The sequence below is a fragment of the Gordonia oleivorans genome, from assembly GCF_040044975.1.
Lineage (GTDB): Bacteria > Actinomycetota > Actinomycetes > Mycobacteriales > Mycobacteriaceae > Gordonia > Gordonia oleivorans.
In genome coordinates, this window is record NZ_JBDZDI010000001.1 from 381,400 (window position 1) to 407,997 (window position 26,598).

Annotated in this window: 24 protein-coding genes; 11 read left to right on the forward strand and 13 right to left on the reverse strand. The window is 66.2% G+C overall.

Features of this window, described 5'->3' with window-relative positions:
* Window positions 1-6: 6 nt before the first annotated feature.
* Genes ABLE92_RS01675 through ABLE92_RS01685 form a run of 3 tightly spaced genes read right to left on the reverse strand, consistent with a single transcriptional unit; the run spans window position 7 to window position 2,520 of the window.
* Window positions 7-351, reverse strand: a complete 345-nt coding sequence (locus tag ABLE92_RS01675; protein ID WP_348802783.1) for a DUF2200 domain-containing protein — start codon at window positions 349-351, stop codon at window positions 7-9.
* Between the two features lie 10 nt (window positions 352-361).
* Window positions 362-2,062, reverse strand: coding sequence for an MFS transporter (locus ABLE92_RS01680; protein WP_348802785.1), 1,701 nt, complete (start codon window positions 2,060-2,062; stop codon window positions 362-364).
* Window positions 2,063-2,085: 23 nt separating this feature from the next.
* Window positions 2,086-2,520: a MarR family winged helix-turn-helix transcriptional regulator gene (locus ABLE92_RS01685; protein ID WP_348802787.1), complete on the reverse strand. Its 435-nt coding sequence runs from the start codon at window positions 2,518-2,520 to the stop codon at window positions 2,086-2,088.
* 254 nt (window positions 2,521-2,774) lie between these two features.
* Between ABLE92_RS01685 and ABLE92_RS01690 the strand changes: the two genes are divergently transcribed.
* Entirely contained in the window at window positions 2,775-3,425 is a 651-nt protein-coding gene (locus tag ABLE92_RS01690; RefSeq protein ID WP_348802789.1) for a GPR1/FUN34/YaaH family transporter, read from the forward strand.
* 227 nt (window positions 3,426-3,652) lie between these two features.
* On the opposite strand, the gene ABLE92_RS01695 is transcribed toward ABLE92_RS01690, so the two are convergent.
* The 4 genes from ABLE92_RS01695 to ABLE92_RS01710 all read right to left on the reverse strand — a co-directional run bounded on the left by ABLE92_RS01695 (window position 3,653) and on the right by ABLE92_RS01710 (window position 9,678).
* On the reverse strand, window positions 3,653-5,926 hold the full coding sequence (locus ABLE92_RS01695) for a DUF222 domain-containing protein (protein ID WP_348802790.1): 2,274 nt from the start codon (window positions 5,924-5,926) through the stop codon (window positions 3,653-3,655).
* A gap of 442 nt (window positions 5,927-6,368) precedes the next feature.
* A complete protein-coding gene (locus ABLE92_RS01700; protein WP_348802791.1) occupies window positions 6,369-7,733 on the reverse strand; it encodes an MFS transporter in 1,365 nt (454 codons plus the stop codon).
* Window positions 7,734-7,891: 158 nt separating this feature from the next.
* Window positions 7,892-9,358, reverse strand: a complete 1,467-nt coding sequence (locus ABLE92_RS01705; RefSeq protein WP_348802792.1) for a dihydrolipoyl dehydrogenase family protein — start codon at window positions 9,356-9,358, stop codon at window positions 7,892-7,894.
* Window positions 9,358-9,678 (reverse strand): hypothetical protein, encoded by a 321-nt coding sequence (locus ABLE92_RS01710; RefSeq protein WP_348802794.1) that lies wholly within the window; start codon window positions 9,676-9,678, stop codon window positions 9,358-9,360. Before ABLE92_RS01710 ends, ABLE92_RS01705 begins: the two co-directional genes overlap by 1 nt.
* A gap of 144 nt (window positions 9,679-9,822) precedes the next feature.
* Between ABLE92_RS01710 and ABLE92_RS01715 the strand changes: the two genes are divergently transcribed.
* The 7 genes from ABLE92_RS01715 (at window position 9,823) to ABLE92_RS01745 (ending at window position 18,508) form a co-directional block, all read left to right on the forward strand.
* Window positions 9,823-9,972, forward strand: a complete 150-nt coding sequence (locus tag ABLE92_RS01715; protein WP_348802796.1) for a hypothetical protein — start codon at window positions 9,823-9,825, stop codon at window positions 9,970-9,972.
* 180 nt (window positions 9,973-10,152) lie between these two features.
* Window positions 10,153-11,697, forward strand: coding sequence for an alanine/glycine:cation symporter family protein (locus tag ABLE92_RS01720; RefSeq protein WP_348802798.1), 1,545 nt, complete (start codon window positions 10,153-10,155; stop codon window positions 11,695-11,697).
* A 138-nt stretch (window positions 11,698-11,835) separates the two neighbouring features.
* Window positions 11,836-13,377 (forward strand): alkaline phosphatase family protein, encoded by a 1,542-nt coding sequence (locus ABLE92_RS01725; RefSeq protein ID WP_348802800.1) that lies wholly within the window; start codon window positions 11,836-11,838, stop codon window positions 13,375-13,377.
* Window positions 13,378-13,402: 25 nt separating this feature from the next.
* Complete coding sequence (locus tag ABLE92_RS01730; protein WP_496560750.1) at window positions 13,403-13,639, forward strand: hypothetical protein; 237 nt, start codon at window positions 13,403-13,405, stop codon at window positions 13,637-13,639.
* Window positions 13,640-13,924: 285 nt separating this feature from the next.
* Window positions 13,925-15,412 carry a DEAD/DEAH box helicase gene (locus tag ABLE92_RS01735; protein ID WP_348802801.1) on the forward strand — a complete coding sequence of 496 codons (1,488 nt, stop codon included), beginning with the start codon at window positions 13,925-13,927 and terminating at the stop codon, window positions 15,410-15,412.
* A gap of 80 nt (window positions 15,413-15,492) precedes the next feature.
* Window positions 15,493-16,149 carry a TetR/AcrR family transcriptional regulator gene (locus tag ABLE92_RS01740; RefSeq protein WP_348802803.1) on the forward strand — a complete coding sequence of 219 codons (657 nt, stop codon included), beginning with the start codon at window positions 15,493-15,495 and terminating at the stop codon, window positions 16,147-16,149.
* 1 nt (window position 16,150) lies between these two features.
* Window positions 16,151-18,508 carry an MMPL family transporter gene (locus ABLE92_RS01745; protein ID WP_348802805.1) on the forward strand — a complete coding sequence of 786 codons (2,358 nt, stop codon included), beginning with the start codon at window positions 16,151-16,153 and terminating at the stop codon, window positions 18,506-18,508.
* 36 nt (window positions 18,509-18,544) lie between these two features.
* On the opposite strand, the gene ABLE92_RS01750 is transcribed toward ABLE92_RS01745, so the two are convergent.
* The 3 genes from ABLE92_RS01750 to ABLE92_RS01760 all read right to left on the reverse strand — a co-directional run bounded on the left by ABLE92_RS01750 (window position 18,545) and on the right by ABLE92_RS01760 (window position 20,183).
* Window positions 18,545-18,952: an Imm63 family immunity protein gene (locus ABLE92_RS01750; RefSeq protein ID WP_348802807.1), complete on the reverse strand. Its 408-nt coding sequence runs from the start codon at window positions 18,950-18,952 to the stop codon at window positions 18,545-18,547.
* 35 nt (window positions 18,953-18,987) lie between these two features.
* Complete coding sequence (locus ABLE92_RS01755) at window positions 18,988-19,695, reverse strand: TNT domain-containing protein (protein ID WP_348802809.1); 708 nt, start codon at window positions 19,693-19,695, stop codon at window positions 18,988-18,990.
* Window positions 19,696-19,862: 167 nt separating this feature from the next.
* Complete coding sequence (locus ABLE92_RS01760; protein WP_348802810.1) at window positions 19,863-20,183, reverse strand: putative quinol monooxygenase; 321 nt, start codon at window positions 20,181-20,183, stop codon at window positions 19,863-19,865.
* Window positions 20,184-20,331: 148 nt separating this feature from the next.
* On the opposite strand from ABLE92_RS01760, the gene ABLE92_RS01765 reads away from it, so the two are divergent.
* Together ABLE92_RS01765 and ABLE92_RS01770 are read left to right on the forward strand one after the other, a co-directional pair.
* Window positions 20,332-21,759: an aldehyde dehydrogenase family protein gene (locus tag ABLE92_RS01765; protein WP_348802811.1), complete on the forward strand. Its 1,428-nt coding sequence runs from the start codon at window positions 20,332-20,334 to the stop codon at window positions 21,757-21,759.
* Between the two features lie 595 nt (window positions 21,760-22,354).
* Window positions 22,355-23,605, forward strand: a complete 1,251-nt coding sequence (locus ABLE92_RS01770) for a class I SAM-dependent methyltransferase (RefSeq protein WP_348802813.1) — start codon at window positions 22,355-22,357, stop codon at window positions 23,603-23,605.
* On the opposite strand, the gene ABLE92_RS01775 is transcribed toward ABLE92_RS01770, so the two are convergent.
* Genes ABLE92_RS01775 through ABLE92_RS01785 form a run of 3 tightly spaced genes read right to left on the reverse strand, consistent with a single transcriptional unit; the run spans window position 23,568 to window position 25,855 of the window.
* Window positions 23,568-24,407 (reverse strand): alpha/beta hydrolase, encoded by an 840-nt coding sequence (locus ABLE92_RS01775; RefSeq protein WP_348802814.1) that lies wholly within the window; start codon window positions 24,405-24,407, stop codon window positions 23,568-23,570. The two genes, ABLE92_RS01770 and ABLE92_RS01775, sit on opposite strands and share 38 nt — an antisense overlap.
* Before the next feature lie 7 nt (window positions 24,408-24,414).
* The gene (locus ABLE92_RS01780) at window positions 24,415-24,804 is read right to left on the reverse strand and encodes a hypothetical protein (RefSeq protein WP_348803198.1); all 390 of its coding nucleotides are present in this window, start codon (window positions 24,802-24,804) and stop codon (window positions 24,415-24,417) included.
* 58 nt (window positions 24,805-24,862) lie between these two features.
* Window positions 24,863-25,855 carry a helix-turn-helix transcriptional regulator gene (locus tag ABLE92_RS01785; RefSeq protein WP_348802815.1) on the reverse strand — a complete coding sequence of 331 codons (993 nt, stop codon included), beginning with the start codon at window positions 25,853-25,855 and terminating at the stop codon, window positions 24,863-24,865.
* Between the two features lie 94 nt (window positions 25,856-25,949).
* Here ABLE92_RS01785 and ABLE92_RS01790 point away from each other — a divergent pair, with 94 nt between their 5' ends.
* A complete protein-coding gene (locus tag ABLE92_RS01790) occupies window positions 25,950-26,552 on the forward strand; it encodes a TIGR03086 family metal-binding protein (RefSeq protein WP_348802816.1) in 603 nt (200 codons plus the stop codon).
* The last annotated feature ends 46 nt before the right edge of the window (window positions 26,553-26,598 follow it).

Genomic DNA, 26,598 nt, shown 5'->3' on the forward strand with positions numbered 1-26,598 from the left:
CCGGATTCAGCCGCGCAGCACCTTTTCCATCGGACGCCCCTTGGAGAGTTCGTCGACGAGTTTGTCGAGATAGCGGATGTTGCGCATCAGCGGATCCTCGACGTCCTGCACCTTGACGCCGCACACCGATCCGGTGATGAGCGCGACGTGTGGATTGATCTCGGCGGCGGCGAAGAACTCCTCGAAGGTGGTGCCCTTCTCCAGGTGGGCGGCCAGCGCCGCGTCGTCGAAGCCGGTGAGCCACTCGATCACCTCGTCGAGCTCGGCCCGCGTGCGACCTTTCTTCTCCATCTTGGCGAGATAGGCGGGATAGACCGAGGCAAAGCTCATGGTGAAGATGCGGTGGCTCACGTGTGGCAGCCTATCGAGCCGTCGAGGTCGCAGACTCCACAACCGGTTCGAGCCGATGCGGCGCGCCCCGCAGCAGCGACGCCACCGCCGCGCACACCGACAGCAGTATCGATACGACGAAGACGATGACGAGCCCGTCATGGAAGGGCCCCGACAGCAGGCCGGGGAAGAACTCGTGTCCGGTCAGTGTCTGGACCTGATCAGCGCGAAGTGTGGTCAGGACACCGGAGTCGGCCAGCAGGTGATCGATCGGGTTGACACCGAGCAGAGCCGAGAACAGCGACGCCACCGGCGGCAGGTTCGCGACATTGTCGGCCACTGTCGCCGGGACCCCTTGATCCTGCAGCCCGGTCGACATGGTCGTCGGCAGGTTCGCCGAGAGTCCGACGATCATCAGCGAGAAGAACACCCCGATCGACAATGCGGTGCCGGAGTTCTGGAAGGTGGCCCGCATACCGGACGCGACCCCGCGATGGCGTGCCGGCACGCTGCCCATGATCGACGAGGTGTTGGGTGCGGCGAACATACCCGTGCCGATTCCGATCAGCGCGATGAGCAACGCAAAAGCCCAGTACGGGAACACGATCGGCAGGAACAGCAGACCGATGAAGCTGGATCCGAAGAGCACCATGCCGACCGTGGCGAATCCCCGTGCGCCGAACCGGTCCGACAACATCCCGGTCAGTGGTCCCGCGACGAAGAAACCACACGTCAACGGCAGCATGAAGATCCCCGCCCAGAGCGGCGTATCGGCATAGTCGTAGCCGCGCAGGGGCAGCCAGATTCCCTGTAACCAGATGATCAGCACGAACTGCAATCCACCTTGTGCCAGAGAGGCGCACAGGGCGGCGAGATTACCGGCGGTGAAGGCACGAATCCTGAAGAGCGACAACTCGATCATCGGTTCGGCCACGCCACGTTCGATTCCGACGAAGGCGATCAGGAGGAGCAGACCGGTCACGAGAAGGCCGATCACCACCGGGTTGCCCCATCCCATCGTGTGCCCGTCGTAGGGCTGCAGTCCGATGGTGATGGCGATGAGGATCGCCGACAGTCCGATGGCGAAGGTCGCGTTACCCCACCAATCGATCTTGCCGGGATGCCGTTCGCCATTGTCACGCAGCTTCCGGTACGCCCACACCGTGAAGAACAGACCTATCGGCACGTTCACCCAGAACACTGCTCGCCAATCCCACGCGGCCAGGAGCCCCCCGAGCACCAATCCGCTCAGCTGACCAGCAAGGGCCGCAACCTGATTGAGACCCAGTGCGAATCCTCGTCGATCCGCCGGGAACGCGTCGGTCAGGATCGCGGCAGAGTTGCCGGTGAGCATCGATCCGCCGAGCGCCTGCAACAGACGCCACACGATCAACCAGATGGCGGCGCCGGAGGCGTGAAAAGGGTCGAAGGACAGCAGAATCGAGGCGACCGTGAAGACGGCGAAGCCTGCGTTGTAGATCCGCACCCGGCCGAACATGTCGCCGAGCCTGCCCAGCGTGGTCACCGCGACGGCCTGGACGAGCCGATACCCCATGATCATCCACAGCAGGTAGCCGATGTTTTGCGCGGCCAACGGATCCAGGCCGATGCCACGGAAGATCGCCGGCAACGAGATGATCACGATCGACCCGTCGAGCGCCGACATGAACACCGCCGCGGTGGTGTTGGACAGCGCCACCCACCGGTACCCGGAATCGTCCTCTGCGGTCACCGCTTCCGGGGTCGACTCCGCGCTCACAGGGCGTCGGCCAGGCGTGCGAGCAGTGGCAGTGCGGCACCGATCGCCGACACCTCGTCCTCGGTGAGGACCTCGGCCATCGCGGTCGCCAGTGCACGGGTGCGGTGATCTCGTCGGTCGCACAGTGCTGCCCGGCCGATGTCGTTGAGGCACAGAACCGCCCGCCGCCCATCATTCGGGTCGGGTGCGCGCGTGATCAGCCCGCGGTCGAGCAGGGTTGCGATGGTGGCACCCATCGATTGTGGGCTGATCTGCTCCTGCCGGGCCAAATCCGCCGAGGTCGCGGTCCCCTCGCGGTCCAGCCGGGCCAGGACCGCGGTCTCGGGCACGGTGGGATCATCCGGACTGCGATGCAACCGGAGTCGACGGATCAACGCTCCCAGGGTGATGCGCAGATCAGACGCCACATCGATCACGACATCATTTGCCATGCTAATCAGTCTAGGCTTATCAGGCGCTCCTGATCGAATCTCTCGAACGGCCCACTACGCACAAGTCGGACACCGCCCGCCCCTTTGGCCAGGCACGATCAGGTGCACTCCCGCACAACGGGTGCGCTGACCCACTACCCCACCGGACAGTGCGCGGATGGTTCATATCGCCGACTATTGTGATCTGCGACACCCGGGTCCTACGTTTCCGGTGGGCATCACCACGCATGCCCTTCCCTCGCAAAGGACTTCTCATGACTGACGTTGCCGTGGCCCCAACGGATCTGATCGCGGATGTCTCCGCTCCACCATCCGAGCCGGCGCCCGCCCCGACCGGAAATCCCGCCACCGTCGGAGTACCGACGTTCATCGTGGGTTCGGTCGCGTTGGGCATGGTGCTCATCGGTGTCGTCCCTGCCACCGCGGTGGGCGCCTCGATTCCCATCATTCTGGCGGCCACCGGTGTTGGTCAGCTCGTCGCCGCGGTGTGGGCATCGTCTCTCGGGCAGAATGCGGTTGCCGCGATCTTCGGCATCTTCTCCGGGTTCTGGTTCAGCTATGCCGCCCTGGTTCTCGGACTGACGCACAACTGGTACGGCGTCGGGGCCGACAACGCCGTCGCGACGCAGGAGGTGTTCCTCACGTCGTGGTTGGTGGTGATTGTGCTGTTGACCCTGGCCACCCTCCGGCTTCCCGCTGCATTCACCCTGCTGTTCGCATTGATCGACCTCGCGCTCGTGCTTGTTCTGATCGCGACCGCGCAGGGCAGCTCCGCCGTCCAGACCGCCGCAGGCTGGGTCGTCTTTGCCTTCGCAGCCGTCGGGGCATACCTGTTCTTCGATGCGATGTCGACGTCCACAGGTGGCCGTGCACTGCCGATGGGCCGCCCCGTTCTCGGTGGATGACCACAACCGGACATGATGAGTGTGGCTGCAGGAGCGCACTTCCCGCAGCACAAACAATCCGCCGCGTCCCGATCGGGCGCGGCGGCGTTGTTGCTGCGGGCAGAACCGCTACTCCCGTGAGATCCATCCTGTCGAGGTCGAGGCCTCGCAAGCTGACACTGGAACTCCCCACGGCCACAACATTTCTGCGGCAGTGCGGCCCGGCCAGTCCGGTGGGGCAAGCTGGTTCAGGAAGTGTCGAGCCGGTGGTGGAGCCGGGCGGCCAGGACTCGTTCGATTCGGCTGTTGCGTGGGTTCATGCCGATGGCGGCCAGTTCATCGAGCTCACGTTCCTCGAGCTCACGTTCGATCTTGACGCGGCTGATACGGAATCCGCCACTACGGATGCGACGTTCGCGAGCCTGATCCTCGGCGGTCGTGTCGCGGACGCGGATTCGGGTGCGTGAGGCACGCTCCAACCCGGCAGCGGTGGCTGGGTCGTCGGGATCGTCGGTGATCGGAACATCGTCTCCGTCGAAGATGACCAGGTCGATCTCCCCGGTGTTGGTGACACCGGGTTCGTCGGGGTGCTCGTCGCCTGCGGCGTCGGGCCCGTCGGGCTGATCGGGTGGTCGGGGTTCGGCGGGATCGGATTGGGCTGCGCCGGAATCGTATTCGTCGACGGCTGGTTCCGGTTGCTCAGCGACGCCGGACTCGTGGTCGTCGCTGTGGTCCACGATGTCTTCGCTGTCGACGCTGTCTGCGATGTCGATGGTCGAGGTGTCGGCGGTCGGAGCCTGCTGATCCTTCGGAGCACCACGGTGGGACGGGGTTTCGGCCTCGATGGTTGCCGGGGCTTCAGTCTCGTGGTTGCTGTCGGTGTCGGGATCGGCCGGTTCGTCGATGAGGGTATCGACCGACTCGGCGTCACCCTCCGCGTCAGCGGCGGCGGCTTCGATGTCATCAGTTTCGGCATCGACCGCTTCGGCGTCAACCACGTCGGTGTCTGCGGGTTCGGTTGCGCCGGAACCACTACCGGTATCGGTGCCGTTGTGGTCGCTGTGGATCTGGTCGCGGATCTGGTCGAGTTTCTGCTCGTAGAGTGCGGTGATGTCGGGGTGATCGTTGACGATCTTCGGGTTCTCCGGCATCCCGGGTTCGGCGTTGAGTTGCCACCAGCAGCGTCCGGCCAGCGGCCCATCGGTATAGATGCCGGTGGTGTACTGCCCGGGATTCGGCCCGACGATCCGATTGTGCGGACCGCACGCCGGCGCCAGATCGGTGATGTCGGTTTTCCCACCATCGGCCCAGTCCTTGTTGGCGTGATGCATCTCCGAACGGGAGGCGGGTTGCCCGCAGCCAGGGAAGGTGCACACCTCACCACCGGTACGGGAGAACGACGCGATCCGCTGCTCGGTCGACGCCAACCGCCGCGCCCGCCCCAGATACAACGGCAGATCGATCGCGTCGGAGAACACCGCCAGGAACTGCTGCAGATCGTTGGGGTCTTTGATGTCCCCCAACGCACTCAGCAAATCCGGAATAGGAATCGTGGATCCGGACGCAGTGGTGGCATACCCAGCCCCCGCGAGGAGATCCTGCAGGAAGGTTTTGATGATCAACGCGACCGGCAGGCCGCGATGGGTCTTGCCGAGGAGCCCTTCTTTCATCGCCGACACCAACAACACGTGCATCGCATCATGATTGCGTTGCGCTTGAGAACGATCGTCACGCTTCACTGCAGCGGCGAGCACGTCGGGGTCGGCATCCCCGATCGCGCCGGTCGGCGATTCCGCATCCGACAAGTTGTTCATGCCGGGTTTGGCCCAGGCGTCGAGCATGGTGTCCCACAAGGCACGGGTGACCGGGGTCAAATGCCCGTTGAGTTTCGCCATCCCATCGACCCGAGACTGGTTGATCCACAGGTTACGACGCTGTTGGCGTTCCTTCTCCTCCACCAACTGCCCGTCCGGGTCCAGGTGCGCCAAAATCCGCGCCCCCATCGTCGTGATGTCCGCCGGGATGTGTTCGGTGGCTTTCTCACCCAACGTGGCTTCGGCCGCAACCTTCTTGTCGTGCGGCACGGCATTCGGGATCTTGTCGAGGGCTTCCAACGCCGCCGACAGGTGGGTATGACCGATGAAGCCCTGCTCATACGCCTTCGACAGGGTCGGAAACTTGGGTTCCTCCGGTTGCCCGGTCAACCCGTGGAATCGGGCGGTGGCCTTCATGTGAGCGATCCGCATGCTGGGGTGCGCGATCCGCAGATCCCAGTTCAGAAAGTTGGACAGACTGCGTTTGCCGACCTTGCGGTGCACACCACGATCAGAGATTTCCAGGATCGCCCGATCGCCTTGGAAGTGGGTCCGCATGGCGATCTGTTCGGACAGTTTCGCCGCCTCCACCACCTCAAGGTCGGAGCAGGCGGTCATCGGAGTGTCGGCCAACTCGTCCAAGATCTCGGAGAGTTGGTGCATCAGCTGCAGTGGTCGTGACATGGGACTGTCGGTGGTGTCTGTCATGCTGATGTCACCTCCCCCGAAAAGGCCGTTGTGGCGTATGTGTTCTATTATATCCACTCTCTATCGGAATCGCAAGTATTTGCTATTCACAGGTTGTGAATAATTGAATGCGTTTGGGGTGGTGGAGTTTTCAGCGTCGTCTTGCGTGGTCTCGACACGACCTTCGCTAGCGCTCCGGTCGGCTCGACCGGCGGAATGCGGGCTCGACCTCGGCCTCGACCTCGACAAGCTCGGCCCGACGGACAAGCCGGCCCGGCGGACACGGTTCGTCTTTTCGACGCAGCTCAACGCGGCGGCCGGCGCTCCTCAGCGGCTCGATCGGCGAACAATATTCTCTCTGGACACTGTGCCGCAGGCGCTTTCACTGCAGACCACCAACAGGCAACTCGACCCCGACGCGAACGTCGGGGCCGAGCAGGGCGCAGTCACGATGGGCGATACATCACTCCGCTGTCGCAAGCGGCAGCGAATCATGCTTCGGCACAGCGCTTTCCGCGGCCTCACGCGATGGCACCATCATGGTGGCCACCGAACCTGCCAGCGCGATGCCGGCGAATATGTAGAAGGCGACACTCGAGGAGATACCCGCGCCGATCAGCATGCCGCCGATCAACGGTCCGACGATTCCACCCAGGCGGCCGAATCCGGCACACCAGGCCACGCCCGCGGCCCGGGCACTCGTCGGATAGAAGTTGGAGACGTAGCCGTAGATGAGCACCTGGGTTCCGATGGTGCCGACGCCCGCCACCGCAACCGCAGCGAGCAGGACCGGCAGCGGGAATCCCACCGTCAGGCATACCAGCGCCACGGTGGCGAGGCAGAAGGATGTGGCCACGATCCGTTGCGGCCCACGACGATCCGCAAGACGGGCCGCAATCAGGCCGCCGACGATCGCACCACCGTTGAGCACCAGCAGGAACGACAGGGACCCCTTCGCGTTGAACCCGGCCGATTTCATGATCTGCGGCAGCCAGGTGTTCAGTCCGTAGGTGAGCAGGAGCCCGGCGAAGCTCATCAGGCCCAGCAGCAGGGTGGGTACGGCGAGCCGACGTGTCGCCAGCGCGGCAAACCCGACCTTCTCCGACGGGGCAACAGCCCTGGCCACGCTCGGCACCGCCGGTGATTCCTCGGCGGGCATCGGGATACCGGTACGTGCGCTGATGGCCTGCGCCTCGGCAATCCTGCCGCGGGCCACCAGCCAACGCGGCGACTCGGGCATCTTGAACCAGGCGACCGGCAAGAGGGTGATCAGCGGAAGTGCGCCCACCCAGAACAGTCCACGCCATCCGATGTGGTCGGCGAACAGCAGTGCCAACACAGCGGCCACGACACCGCCGGCCGGGACGCCGCTGTAGACGATCGCGTTGAACAGATTGCGTTTGGCAGGCGGCGCGAACTCGGCCACCATGGCGCCGACGGTGGCGACCAGGCCACCGATGCCGATGCCGGTGAGGCACCGCAGAACGCCGAAGGTGACGAGGTTGTGCGCCAACGCGGTGGCACCCATGCCGACCGAGAACCAGATGATGTTGAACAGCATCATCCGGCGCCGCCCCACCCGATCGCCGAAGGCACCCGCGATGAATGCGCCGATCATCACCCCGACCAGCGCATACGAGCCGAGCGCACCGGCGGTGGCCGCGCTCAGGTGTCCGAGCTGGGTGGGATCATCGAGCAGGATCGGCAGCACGGTGCCGTAGACGACGAGGTCGTAACCGTCGAAGACGATCGCGATGGTGGCCAGGGTGACGATCCAGAGCACGCTACTTCGGTGCTGCGGGCCGGACCAGGTGGACGGGGAACTCATGGGCTGCCTCCAGATTGTGTGGTGGTCTGGCAGACAATGCTCCCCAGTTGTGGCCCCACTCACATCCGGGTTTTACCCAGTCTTGACCAGGTCCGATTTGTTCGATTCCGTCGATCGATTCATCGCGATATCCGTAGGACCGGTCAGCCAAGGTTCACTCAGCGCAAGTTCTCCAACAGTCGCAGCCACACCTCACTGACCGTCGGATACGCCGGCACCGCATGCCACAACCGAGACAGCGGCACCTCCCCCACCACGGCGACCGTCGCACTGTGCAGCAGTTCGGCGATGTCGGGCCCCACAAAGGTGGCCCCGATGAGCACATCACGATCACTGTCGATCACCAACGTCGCGTGCCCGCGGTAGTCCTCGCGCTCGACTGCGGACCCGGCGACGGCAATGTCGAGGTCGGACACCGCCACCGCGTGGCCGGCCGCCCGAGCCTCGGCCTCCGTTATTCCCACCGACGCCACCTGCGGCCGGGTGAACACGACCTGCGGGATTGCGCCATGGTCCGAGGTCGCGGCATGCCGAGGGTCGAAAGCCGTACCGGACGCCCGCGCGGCAATCACATCACCGACCACCCGCGCTTGGTACTTCCCCATATGAGTCAGCGGGGCACGGCCGTTCACATCGCCGACCGCATACAGCCAGTCATGCCCGGCAACGTTGAGGTGATCGTCGACGTCGAGCGGCCGCGACGGATCGATACCGAGCGAATCGAGTCCCAGCCCCGCCAGTCCCGGCCGTCGCCCCGCGGCAACCAGGATCTCGTCGACCTCGAACCTTTCCGCATGACCGCCGTGACCAGCGATCGTTGCCGCGACCGGTCCGCCGTGAATGCGCCCGTACCCGGTGTCGACGACGTCCGGGCGCGAGACCTCGGTGAAGGTGGATCCGAACCGGATGTCGACGCCACGCTCGCGCAACTCTTCGACAACCCGTTGTCCGGCAAAGGGTTCCATGGACGGTAAAAGCGTCTCGCCGCGGACCACCATCGTCACGGCCGCGCCGAGATCGGCACACCAGGTGGCGGCCTCACAGGCCACCACCCCACCGCCGAGGATCGCGATCCGGCCGGGCACCTCGAGCAGGTTCGTCGCGTCCCGCGACGTCCACGGCAACGCGTCGGCCAACCCCGCGACGGGCGGGATCACCGCGGCACTCCCCGTCGCCAGAACCACCGCCTCACGCGCCCGGACCGTGCGACCCCCGACCTCGACGACACGCTCCCCGACGATGCGCCCGCGTCCGCGGATCAAATCGATCCCGGCCGAGTCAAGCCATTGCACCTGGCCGGTGTCGTCACGTCCGGCGATCCGGGTCCGCCAGTCCAGCAGCGCCGACGCGTCGGGTGCTGACGTAGTGACCCGTCCACGTGAACCCGGTAGCGCCACCGCGCGGTCGAGCGCCGCCCCGGCCCCAAGCAGCGCTTTGCTCGGCATGCACGCCCAGTACGAGCATTCACCGCCGACCAACTGTTCCTCGATGATGGCGGCGGTGCGATCGCTGCCGCGGATGGCGTAGTCGGCGGCGTCCTCACCTGCCGGCCCGGCGCCGATCACGATGACGTCGTAGATCTCTGATGGGGAGTTCTCTGATGGGGAGTTCTCCGAAGTGGTCATCACTCCACGGTAGGCCGCACGCTCCGCGGAACACGCCGATTGAACCCGGCGGCAGGCTCACCGCGGGCGCCGCCGGCCGGTCCCGGCCAGCCGATGGCGGTGTGTCCGCGGCACCTCGAACACGGTTCTTCCGCCGCCGCCTGCTGGGTGACCCGCCAGATCGGCGCGGCCCGCTCGGCCAATGAGACGAGTTCGGTGACGAGGATGCGCAGGTGTGCGTGTGGGTCGTCCTCGGCGGCCGGCCGATGTACCCAGCCGAGATCGGCCACCTCTGAGGCCTCGCCACCGAGGATGATGCGATCCGACACCGATTGCAGCACTGCGGCTTTCGATCCACTGACCGGCCGTGCCGACTTCGACGAACGCGATCTCGACGGATACCTCCCTGACCTCGACCGCCACACAGGGTTGGCACTGTCGCAATACCAGTTGCAGCACACCTTCATTCACCCGATTCCCGATCAATGGACGATCTGCTGCTGCCCCGTCTCGACGCGCTCGTCACCAACGCAGCCGCCGTCGCCACGGCGATCGCCGGCTACGACCCGCTGGAATCGATCCGGGCCGAACTCGAGGCCCTCATCCGCACCGCGGCTCCGGACTCGACCGCCTGACCAGCACCCACCCGGCCGGGCCAGGACGCCGCCGCGCGTTCACCGCGCGAACATCTCGGAGTCATGCGAAGGTAAAGAGACGTCCAAGAGTTCGCCACGTGCCGTCCACGCCCCGGGCATCCTCTCCGTCGTCAGGTCGAGGGGTCGACCTGACGGACGGCACCCAACGCCAGGAGTCTCATGTCCGAGGTCCTCGCCGAGATCAACGGATACATCTGGAGCAACGCACTGGTCTTCCTGTGCCTCGCCGCAGGTGTGTACTTCTCCATCCGATCGCGCTTCGTCCAGGTACGTCAGTTCAAGGAGATGATCCGGCTGATGTTCCACGGCGAGAAGTCGCCGTCGGGGGTCTCGTCGTTCCAGGCGCTGACCATGTCACTGGCCGGTCGTGTGGGTACCGGAAACATCGCGGGCGTGGCCACCGCCATCGCGTTCGGCGGCCCGGGCGCACTGTTCTGGATGTGGATGGTCGCCTTCCTCGGTGCGTCGACCTCCTTCGTCGAGTGCACGCTGGGTCAGATCTACAAGACGCGCGATCACCTCACCGGCGAGTACCGCGGCGGACCGGCGTACTACCTGAGCCGAGCGTTCGCCCACACCAAGGCATCCGGCGCCTTCAAGGTCTACGGCCTGATCTTCGCCGCGGTCACCACCCTGGCCTGTGGCCTGCTGCTGCCCAGCGTGCAGTCGAACTCGATGGCCATCGCGATGGAGAACGCCTGGGGCATCGAGAAGTGGATCGCCGCGGTGGGCTCGGTCATCGTGCTGGCGTTCGTGATCATCGGTGGCGTCAAACGCATCGCGACCTTCGCCTCGATCGTGGTCCCGCTGATGGCGGTCATCTACATCGTCATCGCGCTGATCATCGTCGCCTTCAACGCCTCGGAGGTCCCCGGGGTGATCGCCACGGTCTTCGGTTCCGCCTTCGGCGTGGACTCGGCGTTCGGCGCGATCATCGGCGTCGCCATCATGTGGGGCGTCAAACGTGGCATCTACTCCAACGAGGCCGGTCAGGGCACCGGACCGCACGCCGCCGCCGCGGCGGAGGTCTCCCACCCGGCCAAGCAGGGACTCGTCCAGGCCTTCGCCGTCTACGTCGACACCTTGTTCGTCTGCTCGGCCACCGGCTTCCTCATCCTGTCCACCGGCGCGTACCGGGTGTTCGAGGGCGAATCGGAAAGCGGAGCGGTCATCGCCGAAGGTGGCATGCTGCCCGCCGACGCCGAGGTGGGACCCACCTTCGTCCAAACCGGATTCGACACCCTGTGGAGCGGCGCGGGCTCCTCGTTCGTGGCGGTGTCACTGCTGTTCTTCTGCCTGACCACCATCATCGCCTACTACTACATGGCTGAGACCAATCTCCGATTCCTGATGGGCAAGGCCTCGAAGATCTACGTGCGCCCCCTGCGCAGCACCCTCGGCAGCAACGCCACCCTGCTACTGCAGGCCCTGATCCTGGTGTCGGTGGCGATCGGCGCGGTGTCGACGGCGACGGACGCCTGGACTCTCGGCGACATCGGCGTCGGACTGATGGCGTGGCTCAACATCGTCGGCATCCTCATCTTGCAGCAACCCGCGTTCACCGCACTCCGTGACTACGAACGGCAGAAGAAAACGGGCATCGACCCGCAGTTCGATCCGGTGGCCTTGGGCATCGTCGGGGCAACCTTCTGGGAGAAGGACAAGGTCGACTCGTCGACGGAGCGGACGGGTTCGGTGGTCTGATCGAGCGGCGCCGGATGTTCGTCCCGGCTTCATCCACACGTGGGCGAGCTGGGGTCTAGACTCACCGTTCGGTGAGCACCACGTGCCATCAGTTGAAGGCCATCAGCCCGGTGCAACCGTCGCAGACGAGGAGCGCCCGTGCCCGATGTCCCGTTCGCCGGATATTCCCGGCGAGACTTCCTCAATCGTGTCGCCGCCGTCGGCGGAGGTGCGCTGCTGACCTCGTGGGCCGCGCCGATCATCGACAAGGCGTACGCGTCGGCCGATCCCGGCGGCAGCGGTTCGCTCTCGGACATCGAGCACATCGTGCTGTTCATGCAGGAGAACCGGTCATTCGACCACTACTTCGGAACCTATTCCGGGGTACGGGGTTTCGGGGAATCGACGCCACTGTGGAAACAACGGGGCTGGGCGCCGGGGGTGGGCCCGACCCCGACCGGCCACACCATGCCGTTCCGGCTCGACACCACCCACGACGCCAACCTCGACGGTGAGTGCATCAACGATCCCGATCACTCGTGGGCCGGAATGCACCAGGCGTGGAATCACGGCCGCAACGACGGTTGGCTGCCGATGTCGATCGACTCGGTCGGCCCCGACAACGCACCCGCGCTGATGGGCTATTACGAACGTGAGGACATCCCGGTCCATCGCAGCCTCGCCGAGGCCTTCACCCTGTGCGACGCCTACCACTGTTCGGTACTCGGCCCGACCGATCCCAACCGGCTGTACTGGATGAGCGCATCCCTCGACCCGGATGGCAAACACGGCGGCCCTCTTCTCGAAACACCCACTCTCATACCGAAATTCGCTTACAGCTGGCGCACCATGCCGGAGAATCTCCGCGACGCCGGGGTGAGCTGGAAGATCTACAACAACAAGGATCTCGGGCCGGTGTCGTCGGTGATCCTCGACGGGATGATGGGCTGTTTCACGCAGGCCCGGAACCCGGACTCCGAATTGGCCCGCCGCGGAATCGATCCCACCTACCCCAACGACTTCGCCGCCGACGTCAAGGCCAACCGCCTGCCGAAGGTGTCGTGGGTGGTGCCGCCGGCGATGGAGTGCGAACATCCGGCGCTTCCCGCCGCGCTGGGCGCCGTCGGCATCGTACAACTCCTCGACATCCTCACCTCCAACCCGGCGGTGTGGGAGAAGACCGCGCTCATCATCAGCTATGACGAGAACGGCGGCTTCTTCGATCACGTGATCCCGCCCACCGCGCCGCCCGGAACGCCCGGCGAATATGTCAGTGTCCCCGACATCAACGCGGTGTCGTCGTCGAAGGGCATCCGCGGACCGATCGGCCTCGGGTATCGCGTGCCGTGTTTCGTCATCTCCCCTTACAGCCGCGGCGGTCTGGTGGCGACCGAACGATTCGATCACACCTCGCAGTTGCGCCTCATCGAGAAGCGCTTCGGTGTCGACGTCCCCAACCTGACGGCGTGGCGCCGATCCGTCGTCGGCGACATGACCTCGGCCTTCGATTTCGGCAGCACACCCAACAGTGCGCGGCCGCGATTCGGCGACCCGGTCCCCGCCGCCCAGAACGCCCTGGTGCAATGCGGTCCCAACATCGCCGCGGGCACGCTCGGCAAGGGCACGCCGTACCCGGTGCCACCCAACCGCATGCCCACCCAGCAGCCCGGCACCCGGCGAGCACCCACGGGGGTGATCTGAGCACCGGCCGTGATCTACTCAGGTCATGACCGGTATGTACCACGGGCCCGCCGCGCCGCAGATTCTCGCGATGACCGACGCCGCGGTTGCCGGACTCACCATCGGCATCTCGGTCTACGCAGCGGTGATCCTGATCGCTGTCGGACTCGGCATCAGCGCGGCCCGGCGCGGACAACGCCGCGCGGCGTGGATCTATGCGGTGGTCGTGGCTGTGCTGACCGTCGTCGGTGTGGTGATCGCGGTGGTGAGCAGCGTCGCCTGACGCCGTCGCCGATACCGTGACCGACACCACGATTCGGCGCTGACGCCGTTGCACGTGTAGCGTCATACAACGAATGACCCGCCCAGCGCGGAGTCAGGCGTCGTAGAACGACTGTTGTCGGCGGACCCCGCGGCCTCATAGAAGAGGCCCGCAGATAATTCGTCCGCCTCGATCACTCCACTTCATACGGCGAACGAATGCGCGAGCCCGCGCGTTCGCCATCCGATCTCGCGGATGTGGGTGACCCCTGCGCCGTGAGACCCGCCTGAAAGGCACCACACGTTCATGACCACCTTCGCGTCCCTCGGCGTGCCCACCGCACTGGTCGAGGCTCTCGCCGCCGACGGTAAGACCGAGGCATTCCCCATCCAAGCCGACACCTTGCCGGACACCCTCGACGGCGCCGACGTCCTCGGCCGGGGCCGCACCGGCTCAGGAAAGACCCTGGCCTTCGCCATCCCGCTGGTCGCCGGTCTGGCCGAGATGGAGGTGACCCGCACCCCGGGCGCCCCCACCGGACTGGTCCTCGCGCCGACCCGTGAACTGGCCACCCAGATCGCCGACGCGGTGACCCCGCTGGCCACCGCCGTCGGACTGCGTGTGACCACCGTCTTCGGCGGCGTCAAGCAGACCCGCCAAGAACAAGCCCTGCGCCGCGGCGCCGACATCGTCGTGGCATGCCCCGGTCGCCTCGAAGACCTGGTGCGCCAGAACATCATTCGCCTCGACGACGTCGAGATCACGGTCCTCGACGAGGCCGATCACATGGCAGACCTCGGCTTCCTGCCCGCGGTGACCCGCATCCTCGCCGCCACCCCCGCCGACGGACAGCGTCTGCTGTTCTCGGCGACGCTGGACAATGGCGTCGACAAGCTCGTCAAGCGATTCCTGCACGACCCGGTGATGCACTCGGTCGACGACGCGAGCTCACCGGTCGAGCAGATGACCCACCACGTCTTCGAGGTCGCCGACACCACCGCGAAGACGGCGGTGGTCCGTGAACTCGCCTCCGGTACCGGGCGCCGCGTCCTGTTCATGCGCACCAAGCACCAGGCCCGCAAACTCGCCAAGAAGCTCACCGCCGAGGGCATCCCGGCGGTCGATCTGCACGGCAATCTCAGTCAGGCACAACGTGATCGCAGCCTGGCCGCCTTCGGCGACGGCTCGGTGCGCGTGCTCGTCGCCACCGACGTCGCCGCCCGCGGCGTGCACGTGGACGACATCGAACTCGTCGTCCATGTCGATCCGCCGGCCGAGCACAAGGCCTACCTGCACCGGTCCGGTCGCACCGCCCGCGCAGGAAGCGCAGGCGACGTGGTCACCCTGTGCCTGCCCGAGCAGCGCCGCGACCTCAAGTCGCTGCTGGGCAAGGCCAAGATCACCGTCACCCCGCAGCGCGTCGAGGCGACGTCGACGGCCGTCCACGATCTGGTCGGTGAGCGCGCAGAGTTCGTGACGCCGGCACCCGAGGCCCCCGCAGCCGCGCAGCGCGGCGGACAGAACCGCAACTCCGGTGGCCGCCGCCGTTCCGGTGGCGGCGGACGTTCCGAAGGCGGTCGTGCCGGAGGTGCACGATCCGGAGGTACACGATCCGGCGGCGCCCGATCCGGTGGAGGCCGCTCGGGTTCCGCACGTTCCGCCGACAACGGCACCGGTCGCGGCCGCTCGCACGGCGCGAATCGCGGCCAGTCGCACGGTCAGGCGACCGGCAACCGCGGTCACGGCAACCGCTCACAGGGCGCGCGACGGTCAGTGAGCCAGACCACTCGCTGACGCCGCGTGTGACCAGACGATCATAAATTGCACGACCCTGCAATATTGCAGGGTCGTGCAATTTACGTACGGTGGAACACATGCGTCCCACCGGCCTCCGCGAGTCGAGGAAGGCGGCCACCCGCCAGGCACTCGCGCACGCGGTCCTCGCACTCGCGCTGCGCGACGGCATGGACCACGTCACCATCGAGGCCGTCGCCGCCGAGGCCGGCGTCTCCGTCCGGACCTTCCACAACTACTTCACCGGCAAAGAGGACGCCCTGGTCAGCTTCGCCGGTGATCTGATCGAACAGATCGTGACCGGCGTGAGCTCCCGACCGAGTTCGGAAACACTGTGGGATTCACTCCGTGTGGTCCTCATCGAGATCGCCACCGAAACCGAGGACGTCGAACCCGAACAGTTCGTGACGCTCCTGCGCCTCTTCGACAACGAACCGGCACTGACCGCCCACAGCCGCCACGTCGACCTGCTCGCCACCTGTGAAGAACAACTGCGCGCCATGATGGCCGCCCGCGGCGTCGACCCGTCCGCGTTGTATCCCCGACTCGCCTTCGGCCTCGCGCTCACCACCGCGCGGTCGGGGCTCGAGCACTGGATGACAGTTCGCGACACCGTCGGAGCGGACGCCCGCAGCATTCTCGATCTCGCCTTCGACCAGACCGGTTCTGGTATCGCACAACCACTTCCATCACTGTCCCAGCCGAATCGTCCACGGCCGACACCCGAGGAGCACTGACGTGGCCAATTTCCTGTACCGAGTGGGCCGCTGGGCCTACGTCAACAGATTCAAGACCATCGCCATCTGGGTGTTGGTCCTCATCGGGCTCGGCCTCGGAGCCGCATTCCTCTCCAAGCCCACCACCGAATCCTTCTCCATTCCCGGAATCCCGTCCGAACGCGCGCAGAACCTGATGGTCGAACGCTTTCCGGACAAACCCAAGTTCGGCAATGACGTCAGCGTCACCTACGTGGTGGCCGCGCCCGACGGCGCCTCACTGACCGATCCCCGGTACGCTGCCGCGGTCGCGAAGATGGTGACCCAGCTCCGACAGGTCGACGGTGTCAAGAACCCCCAGACCGCCGTCGTCAATCCGTTGCAGCTCTACGGAACCCAACAGCAACCGGGCCCGGCACGTCAGGAACTCGTTGCCGCACAGGAGAAGATGTTCGGGGCCTCGCCGGACCAGGCGGCCGCGACGGTGCAGGCCGGCTCCCCGGTCAACGCCGACGCCAGTGCGGTGCAGTTCGGCGCCGGATTCGACGTCGACGCCTCCGCCGACGTCACCGACGCCATGCGCGATCAGATGGACGCCGTCGCCCAGACCGGCCGCGACGCCGGCCTGACCGTCGATATGAAGGGCACGGCGACAAGCAGTTTCGAGCTCGGTGTGACCTCGGAGCTGATCGGTATCGCCGTCGGCGCACTGATCCTCATCCTCACCTTCGCCTCATTGGTGGCCTGGGGTATGCCCATCCTCACCGCCATCGTCGGCGTCGCCGTCGGCATGATGGGCGTGTCCATCGCCACCGGATTCTTCGACCTCAGTCAGGAAACCCCGGTCCTGGCAACGATGATCGGACTCGCGGTCGGTATCGACTACGCCCTGTTCATCGTGTCCCGCTATCGCCATGAGATACACCGCAGCGCAACGCGTGCCGAGGCCGCGGGCAGAGCCGTCGGAACGGCGGGCTCGGCGGTGGTGTTCGCCGGGTCGACCGTGGTCATCGCGCTCGCGGCACTCGCCATCGTCAACATCCCGTTCCTCACCGCGATGGGTATCGCGGCGGCGGCCACCGTCATCGTCGCGGTACTGGTGGCCCTCACCCTGCTCCCGGCGATCCTCGGACTGTTCGGCGGCAAGGCCTTCGGCGGACGACTGTCGTTCCTCAACGCTCCCGACGTGACCGGCGACGAGACCGCGCGGGTGCACAACGGGCAACGCTATGTGCACCAGGTGGTCAAGCGTCCGCGCCTGGTCACCGGTGTCATCGTCGTCGGCCTGATCCTGCTGGCGCTGCCGATGGCGGGCCTCAAACTCGCGCTGCCCAATGACGGCACGTCGGACCCGTCCACCACGCAACGGCAGGCCTACGACCTCATTGCCGAGAAGTACGGCCCCGGCTACAACGGCCCACTGGTGCTCGTCGCCGACGGTGCCCGACTCCCCGATCAGGCAGCCCGCATCCGTGCCTATGACAGCCTCGTCGACGACATCCGCGGCACCGACGGCGTCGCTGCCGCATGGATCGACGCCGGCGATGTCAGCAAGAACAATGCCGATGCCGCCATCGTGACCGTCATCCCGGCCACCGCCGCCGACTCCGATCAGACCCACGATCTGGTGACCACGTTGCGCGACAACGAATCCGGGATCGACCAACGCCTCGACGTGAGTTACGGCGTCACCGGGCAGACCGCCATCGAACTCGATGTCTCCGACCGGTTGTCCGGCTCACTGATCCCGTATCTGCTCGTGGTGGTCGGGTTGGCCTTCCTGATCCTGATCGTTGTGTTCCGGTCGATCCTCGTGCCCCTGGTCGCGGCTCTCGGCTTCCTACTGTCGGTTGCCGCCACCTTCGGTGTCACCGTCGCACTATTCACCGACGGCTGGCTGGGCATCGTGAACAACCCGCAGCCGCTGGTCAGCTTCCTGCCGATCATGTTGGTGGGCATCGTGTTCGGACTCGCCATGGACTATCAGGTGTTCCTGGTGACCCGGATGCGAGAGGCCTATGTCCACGGCACCGACGCCAAGCAGGCCGTGATCGTCGGCTATCGACACGGCGCCCGGGTGGTGGCCGCGGCCGCCGCGATCATGATCTCGGTCTTCGCCGCGTTCATGCTCCAGGACATGGCCTTCATCAAGGTGATGGGATTCGCGCTGGCGATCGCGGTCGTCTTCGACGCGTTCATCATCCGGATGACCCTGATGCCCGCGGTGCTGACCCTTCTCGGCGACAAGGCATGGTGGCTGCCGCGCTGGCTCGACCACATCCTGCCCAACGTCGACATCGAGGGTGAGGCACTCGGCGGGACAGCGGACACGACTCCATCGGCGGACACCGACCGCGACGCGGTTCCGGCCAGTCGCTGACCGTACAGACGCTGACAGCGCAGGCCACCCACCAACTCAGTCGGCCAACGGCAACAGATCCAGGACGGTTGCATCGGCGCCCCTGTCCACGAGGGTGTGTCGGATCTCCCGCAACCACGCCTGGGCCCACAGCGGATTGATGGCCGCCAGCGAATCGAACTGCGCCCGCCAGGACTCCCGCCGGAAGTCCGGCGAACCCGGCGGGTGCAGTCGGTAGGACTGCTGCTCGGCGATGCTCTGGGCGACGATCCGCAAGTACTCGTCCGGATCCCGGGTGGGCCTGTCCGACAGGGTGTTTGCGCGCTCTCGGACCGTCAGATGCCACGATCCGTCGGCGTCCCGCCAACACGACGGGACGCCGTCGTCGCGGATACGGTCCATCTCGGGAAGGTCGGCCGGCTGGGCGTGCATGCGCGAGGCCAGGTCCTCGACCTTGCTTCGCATCTCCGCATCGAGCAGGCTGTCAGCACCGCCAGGTGTCACAGCGGGCCGGGGTAAATTTTGACGAGGTATCCGGCGCAGATCAGGAACTGGACGCCGGCGGTGCCGCAGGCCGGGTTCGGGTCCAGCAACGGATCGACGATCTCGTACTGCTTGCCACCACCGGGTTGGTCGAATGCGGGCGCGATATCACCGGCGTAGACCTTGAACGGCCTGATCACGATGTAATCGTGATAGTTGCAGGTCGACGGCGAAGCGCTGCTGACGAGGTTTCCCGGCGGAAGTGACCGTTGCGGATACGGCGTGCCCTCCGGGGCCATGAAAGTGCCGCCCTCACCGCCGTAGCGGTCCATCCGGTCACCGGGCACCATCGTCTTCTCGGACTTGATGGGTTTGCCGGCGTCGTCGAGGACGTAACCGTTCTCGGGGGGATAGTTCCATTTCCCGGTCTCTTTGGGCCCTGTCCAGAACGCCTGGAGGAACTCCTGGTTGTTCTTGCCCTTCGTCCCCGTTCGTCGATAACCCTCGAGTTGCGTGGCCACCGGCGGCAGCGTCGACAAGGTTTCCGGGCCGAGGCGCCAGTCGCCATCGACGAGGTCTTTCGAACACCCCTCGCCGATGCCGGGTATGTCCAGTCCGGAGGAGCCCAGATCCAGCGAACCTGGTGCTGCAGAAGCGATTCCACCGCCGGTGAGAGCGAGAAGCAGAGAAAACAGGACAGCGAACAACGCGGAGCGACGATTCATGGTCGCGGCCTTTCGGAGGAGCTCGCAGGGGTGTCGAGCGCGATCCCCACGATAACGCCGTTGCTCTCAGGTCACTCACAGAATGAGCGAAACCCGTCCCGCGGAATCTCTTACAGGCCCAGATCCCTCACACCCCCGAGCCCCTCGCCCGGAGTGCGCGACGACAGTCAGTCGACGGCCATCTCCCCGAGCTCCGACCAGTCGTCCTGCTCCACGGTCGTGTTGATGATCTTCGGCGTCTCGGCGAGATAGGCCGGCAACTCGGCGGTCGCCTTCTTGAAGTGATCACTGTTCACGTGCGCACCGGCGGCATCGTCGTCGAAGGCCTCGACGAGCACATACGAATGCGGATCGGTGAGGCTTCGGGACCACTCGAACCAGCGGTTTCCCGGCTCGGCCTGGGTGGCCTTGGTGAACTCGGCGGACAGTTCCGGCCATTGGTCGGCGAATTCGGGCTTGATCTTCCAGGTGGCGACGATATGGATCATGGACCCCACCGTAGACCCCGCGGATCACTCCGAGCGTCTCGATTCGCGACGGCCACCGCCAATTTACCGACCGCTCGCTCGGCAGCCGCCGCGAAGGCATAGTGTGGGGTGGAACACATACGTGTGACAACCGCGAGACGGAGGACAGATGCGCGAGATCACCAAGTTCTACATCGACGGCCAGTGGGTCGAGCCGACCGAGCTCAACCTGATCGACGTGATCAACCCGGCCACCGAGAAGTCCGCCGGGCAGGTCGCGCTCGGCACCGCCGCCGATGTCGACGCCGCGGTCGCCGCGGCTCGTCGCGCCTTCGCCACCTGGGGGCAGACCACGGTCGACGAGCGCGTCGCCGTGCTCAACGCGATCATCGCCGAATACCAGAAGCGGATGCCCGACCTTGCCGCCGCGGTCACCGAGGAGATGGGTGCTCCGGCCGGACTGTCCAACGCCGCGCAGGTTCCGATCGGACTTGGCCACCTGATGACCGCAGCCGCCACCCTGCCCACCTATTCCTTCGCCGAGGACCGCGGCGCGCACCGCATCGTCAAGGAACCGGTCGGCGTCTGCGGCTTCATCACCCCGTGGAACTGGCCGCTCAACCAGGTCATGTGCAAGCTCGCACCGGCGCTGGCCACCGGCTGCACAGTGGTGCTCAAGCCGTCGGAGGTGGCCCCGTTCAGCGCCGCCATCGTCGCCGAGATCCTTGATGCCGCAGGCGTTCCGGCGGGCGTGTTCAACCTCGTCAACGGTGACGGACCGGGTGTGGGGGCGGCGCTGTCGTCGCATCCCGACATCGACATGATCTCGTTCACCGGCTCCACCCGTGCCGGCATCGAGGTCGCCAAGAGTGCTGCGCCGACCGTCAAGCGGGTCGCGCAGGAACTCGGCGGCAAGAGCCCCAACATCATCCTCGACGACGAGGACTTCGCCAAGAACGTCGCCGGTGGCATCGCGACGATGATGCTCAACTCGGGTCAGTCCTGTAATGCCCCGAGCCGCATGCTCGTTCCCAACTCTCGTCTCGACGAGGTCGCCGAGATCGCCAAGTCCGCCGGAGCGGGACTCACCGTCGGCGATCCCAACACCGACGTCCGCCTCGGCCCGGTGGTCTCCGAAGCCCAGTTCGACAAGATCCAGGGTCTGATCGAACGCGCCATCGACGCCGGTGCCACCCCGGTCATCGGCGGTGCGGGCCGGCCCGAGGGGCTGCCAACCGGCTACTACGTGCAGCCGACCGTGTTCACCAACGTCACCAACGACATGGAGATCGCCCAGACCGAGGTCTTCGGCCCGGTGTTGGTGGTCATCGGCTACGACTCCGTCGACGAGGCCATCAAGATCGCCAACGACACCGAATACGGTCTCGCCGGCTACGTGTCGGGCAAGGACATCGACGAGGTCCGTCGTATCGGCGGGGCGATTCGCGCCGGTTCCATCGCGCTCAACGGCGCACAGGTCGACCCGGCCGCCCCGTTCGGCGGCTACAAGAAGAGCGGCAACGGCCGCGAATGGGGCGGCGACTACGGCTTCGAGGACTTCCTCGAGGTGAAGTCGCTGCTCGGCTACGACGCCTGACACCCGAGGTCCCCTTTCCGGCCGTCGCTGAACCACTTTCCCGGATCAGCGGCGGCCGGCTCTTTATCGCCGGCGGCACCGTCCCTCACCCGCCGGTCGAGGAGCAAGGAGCCCCCAGCGGACGCGCGCCCCGTCCCCCGTCGGTCGAGCCGCCTCGTGCGAGCTTGCGAGCCCGCGGCGGCTCGAGACCACCCGCTCCCCACCCGCCGGCCGAGGCGCCCCCCTCCCGTCGGTCGTGGCGCGAGGAGCCCCCAACGGACGCGCGCCCCGTCCCCCCGTCGGTCGAGCCGCCTCGTGCGAGCTTGCGAGCCCGTGGCGCGTCGAGACCACCCGCACCCCACCCGCCGGTCGAGGCGCCCCCACCCGCCGGTCGAGGCGCCCCCCTCCCGTCGGTCGTGGCGCGAGGAGCCCCCAGCGGACGCGCGTTCCGTCCCCCGTCGGTCGAGCCGCCTCGTGCGAGCTTGCGAGCCCGCGGCGCGTCGAGACCACCCGAACCGACGCCGGAACACCACCAACACCCCACCCATCCACCCCACGCCCCGCCGCGAACACCTTGTGCACCGACACCGAAGCAGGACCGAAGCAGGGAGGCCGCATGAGCGTCGCCGCATCGTTGGCGCGGGTGATCGAAGACCAGACACGGGGTGAGTTACCGGTCCATCTGACGGCCTGGGACGGCAGTACCGCCGGCCCCGAGGACGCACCGCACGTCGTGCTCTACAGCCGGGATGCGTTGCGGCGCATGCTCTGGCATCCGGGGGAACTCGGTGCCGCGCAGGCCTATGTCACCGGTGAACTCGACGTCACCGGTGATCTCGACGACGCACTCACCCACGTGTGGCAGGTGTCGGCCGAACGCGGCCTCTCCAAGATCCGGCTCACTCCCCGACTGTTGTGGGATCTGACTCGACTGGCGTTGTCGCACAAGCTGATCGGACCGCCCAAGGCGCCGCCGGCCTCGCAGGCGCGGGTGCGCGGCCGGTTGCATTCCCGGGCGCGGGATCGCGCCGCGATCAGCCATCACTACGATCTGTCCAACGAGTTCTACTCGCTGATCCTGGACGAGCACATGGCCTATTCGAGCGCCTACTGGACCTCCGCGGCGCCCGACTACACGCTCGCCGATGCGCAAGCCGACAAGCTGGATCTGGTGTGCCGCAACGCCGGACTGGACCAGCTCGGGCCGGGAGCGCGGCTACTCGACATCGGATGCGGGTGGGGATCACTGTCGCTGTTCGCGGCGGAGCGCTACGGTGCACGGGTTCTCGGCGTCACGATCGCCGCCGAGCAGAAGGAGTTCATCGACGCCCGGATCGCCGAACGCGGACTGGGTGACCTGGTGGAGATCCGCGTGCAGGATTACCGCGAGATCCCCGATTCCGGCTTCGATGCGGTGGCCTCGATCGAGATGGGTGAGCATGTGGGACAACGCAATTACCCCACCTATGCCGCCGTCCTCCATGACAAGGTGAAGGCGGGCGGGCGCGTCTGCATCCAGCAGATGTCGCGTCGCGCCGGCAATCATCCCGGTGGCGGCCCGTTCATCGAGTCCTTCATCGCCCCCGACATGTACATGCGTCCGGTCGACGACACCGCCGCCATGCTGCGCGACGCCGGGCTCGAGGTGACCGACGTGCGGCCGATGGCCGAGCACTATGTGCGCACCGTGGACGCCTGGTACGAGACGTTCGAGAAGAACTACGACGCCGCCGTCCGACTCGTCGGTGACGAGGTGGCACGGGTGTGGCGGCTCTACCTCGTCGGCGGGCGGATGGCCTTTCGGGACGGCCGGATGGGCGTCGAACAGTTCACGATGCGCCGACCCGCTGATCCAGCCACCGTGTGAGCGTGCCGATCACGTCGTCCTTCTCCGGTTCGTTGAAGATCTCGTGACGCAGCCCGTCCCAGATGATGACGGTCTTGTCGTCCGACCCGGCCAGCTTCTCGACGAGTCGGCTGCCGTCCGGGTTGGTCAGCTTGTCTTCGCTGCCGTGCATCACCAGCACCGGCATCGTCAGCGTCGGCAAGCGCTTCGGGAAGGACTGCATCGTGGTGACCATCTCGGCACCCAGCCGGGCCGGGATCTTGCCGCGGTACACCAACGGGTCCGCTTCGTATTCGGCGACCACCGCCGGATCGCGACTGATGCTGGCGGAGTCCAGCGCCAGCGTGGGAAGTGTCGGCGCGATCTTGCCGACGATCTTGGACACCGCGATCAGCGGGCCGGGTAGGTCGTCACCGGGCATGATCGCCGCGCCGGACAGGATGAGCCCGGCGAGTTCGTCGGGGTGGTCGAGCGCGTAATCCAGCGCGATGCAGCCGCCCATGCTGTGTCCCAGCAGATAGGTGGGCAGTCCGTCGACGGCGACGTTGCCGATCACGCGGTGCAGGTCGGTGGTGTAGTCGGAGAACGAGCGGATCCGCATGCGCGCACCGCCCGAGCGGCCATGCCCGAGGTGATCGGGAACCGCCACTACGTACCCGTCGGCCAACAGTGCATCGACAACGTGGCCGTAGCGTCGTCCGTGCTCGCCCATGCCGTGCGCGATGACGACCACCGCGCGCGGCTGCGCCGACTCGGGTGTGTGGACGTCGTAGACGATGGTCTCCCCGTGTGCGCCTTGAAATTCGCGCTCCTCGACAGTCACTGACCGCTCACCCCAATCCGATGCGTGACATGACACTGCGACTGGCCGATTCGATGGCCCCGATCGGACGCAGCGCGGCCTCGCCGATCGCCACCAATGCCTCCACCCGACCCACGATCAATTCCATGCGGTCCACGATCTCACCCATCCGGTCAACGGTCGCATCCACCTGCACCAGTGTGTTGCTCAGGTGGTTCAGCGTGGCTTCCATCTTCACCATCGTGCCGTCGAGATCGGTGAGGGTGTTCCCGAACCCGTCGAGCGCGTCGCCCATATCGGTGAGGATCGTGTCCACCTGGCCCACGGTGACATCCGCGTTGAGCGCGGCCTGCGCGAGTTTCCGGAATCGCTGACGCTCGCCGGGACGAGTCCCGATCGGCGCACCTTTATCTGCCATGTGCCTGATTATGGTTGTTTTGCGCGCGATCGGGAAGACATCGGGATACACCGTGTCCTCAGATGCGGACGCCATCCCGGACGCGATTCGTCGAGGCGGCGACCTCAGGTTGTTGTCGTGCGGACGACTCCGCGACCATGTGTGCCCGGGAGCGCAGTTCGTCGCGGAGCCAGATCGGTTCGATGACCTCGAAGTCGACATCGAAGCCCACATTCCACAACACCCGCGACACGCGCGCCCGATCCGCGAAGCGCAGATGGACGCGGACGTGTGTCGGTGAGTCGCTCTCCTTGACAGACGCCACGACTACCGGACCGACGAGCTTGTCGACATCCTCTCGTGCGCAGTCGAGGATCACGTCGAGTTCCTCGAATCCGGCCCGGAACGCGTCCCGATGCCGTTCCCACACCTCGTCGAGATCTACCTGGAGATCCCGGTTCGCCGGTTCGTCGAGAATCTGCACATCCGACATCCGCGAGACGCGATACATCCGTTCCTCGCCATCGGAATTGGCGACGAGATACCACGTGTCGCCGGCGACGATGAGACCGATCGGATCGAGTACCCGCTCCCGGGGCTCGCGTCCTCGCGCCTGATATGTCAGCCGGATTCGCCGGCCGTCGAACACCGCCTGCTGCAAAGGGGCGAGTTCGTCGAGCGTGGCCGGGGAACGCACAAAACCCTCCGGGCGCACCAGGATTCGCTGAGCGGCCGCGGCAACCCGACTCCGGTGCGCCTCCGGCAGGCCGGCCTCGAGTTTGCGCTTGGCGCTCGCCGCGGCGGGCGAGTCGATCCGTCCGCCGCCCGACAGCACGGCAATCGCCTCACTCAGCGTCAGCCCGGACAGATCGGTGCGGTATCCCGGCAGCAGCGCGAATCCGCCGTGGCGTCCCCGCTCGGAGTACACCGGCACCCCGGAGGCCGACAAAGCCTCGATGTCACGCAACACCGTGCGCTCGGAGACCTCGAGTTCCACGGCCAGGTCCGCAGCCGTCATCCGGCCCCGAGACCGCAACAGCATCAGGACCGACAACAGGCGATCGGCACGCACGAGAAAAGTCTCTCAGAAATACCTGACAGAAGATGTCAGGTATTGACGTTTCACTGGTTGTTGTCAGCCACCACGACCACGGAAGGACCTCATCATGAGCACTCCCGCACTCCCCGCCGATCCCCGCCCCGTTTACGCCGCCGCGACCCGCTGGGTCACCGATCTGCTCGGCCGCGTCGACGACGCCCAACTCGAGTCCCCCACTCCCTGTGACGATTTCGACGTTCGTGCGCTCGCCGGCCACCTGATCGGCACGGCCCGGCGGGCGGTCGCACTCGGCAACGGCGACGACGTCTTCGCCGTGCCCAGCGTCGACGATCGCCACGATGCGGGCACCTACGCCGACCTGACCACCGTCGCCATCGACTCCTGGTCCGGCGACGCGAAACTCACCGCGATGGTGAAGGTTCCGTGGGGCGAGGTCCCCGGCGCGGGCGCACTCTGGGGTTACGTCAACGAGACGCTGGTCCACGGTTGGGATCTCGCCGTCGCCACCGGACAAGACGCCGAACCCGACCCGGCACTCGCCGAGGCCACTCTGGCTGTGGCACAACGGTTCATCCCCGCGGAGATCCGCGCCGACGACACCGTCCCGTTCGGCCCGGTCGTCGAGTCACGCGACGGTGCCGGGCCCACCGAGCGTCTCGCCAACTGGTCCGGACGGACGTCGTCGGCGTGGGTTCAGGTCACCGCTTAGGTCGTACCGGTTCACACCCGGACGCCACGGTCGCCGCCACCTTGTT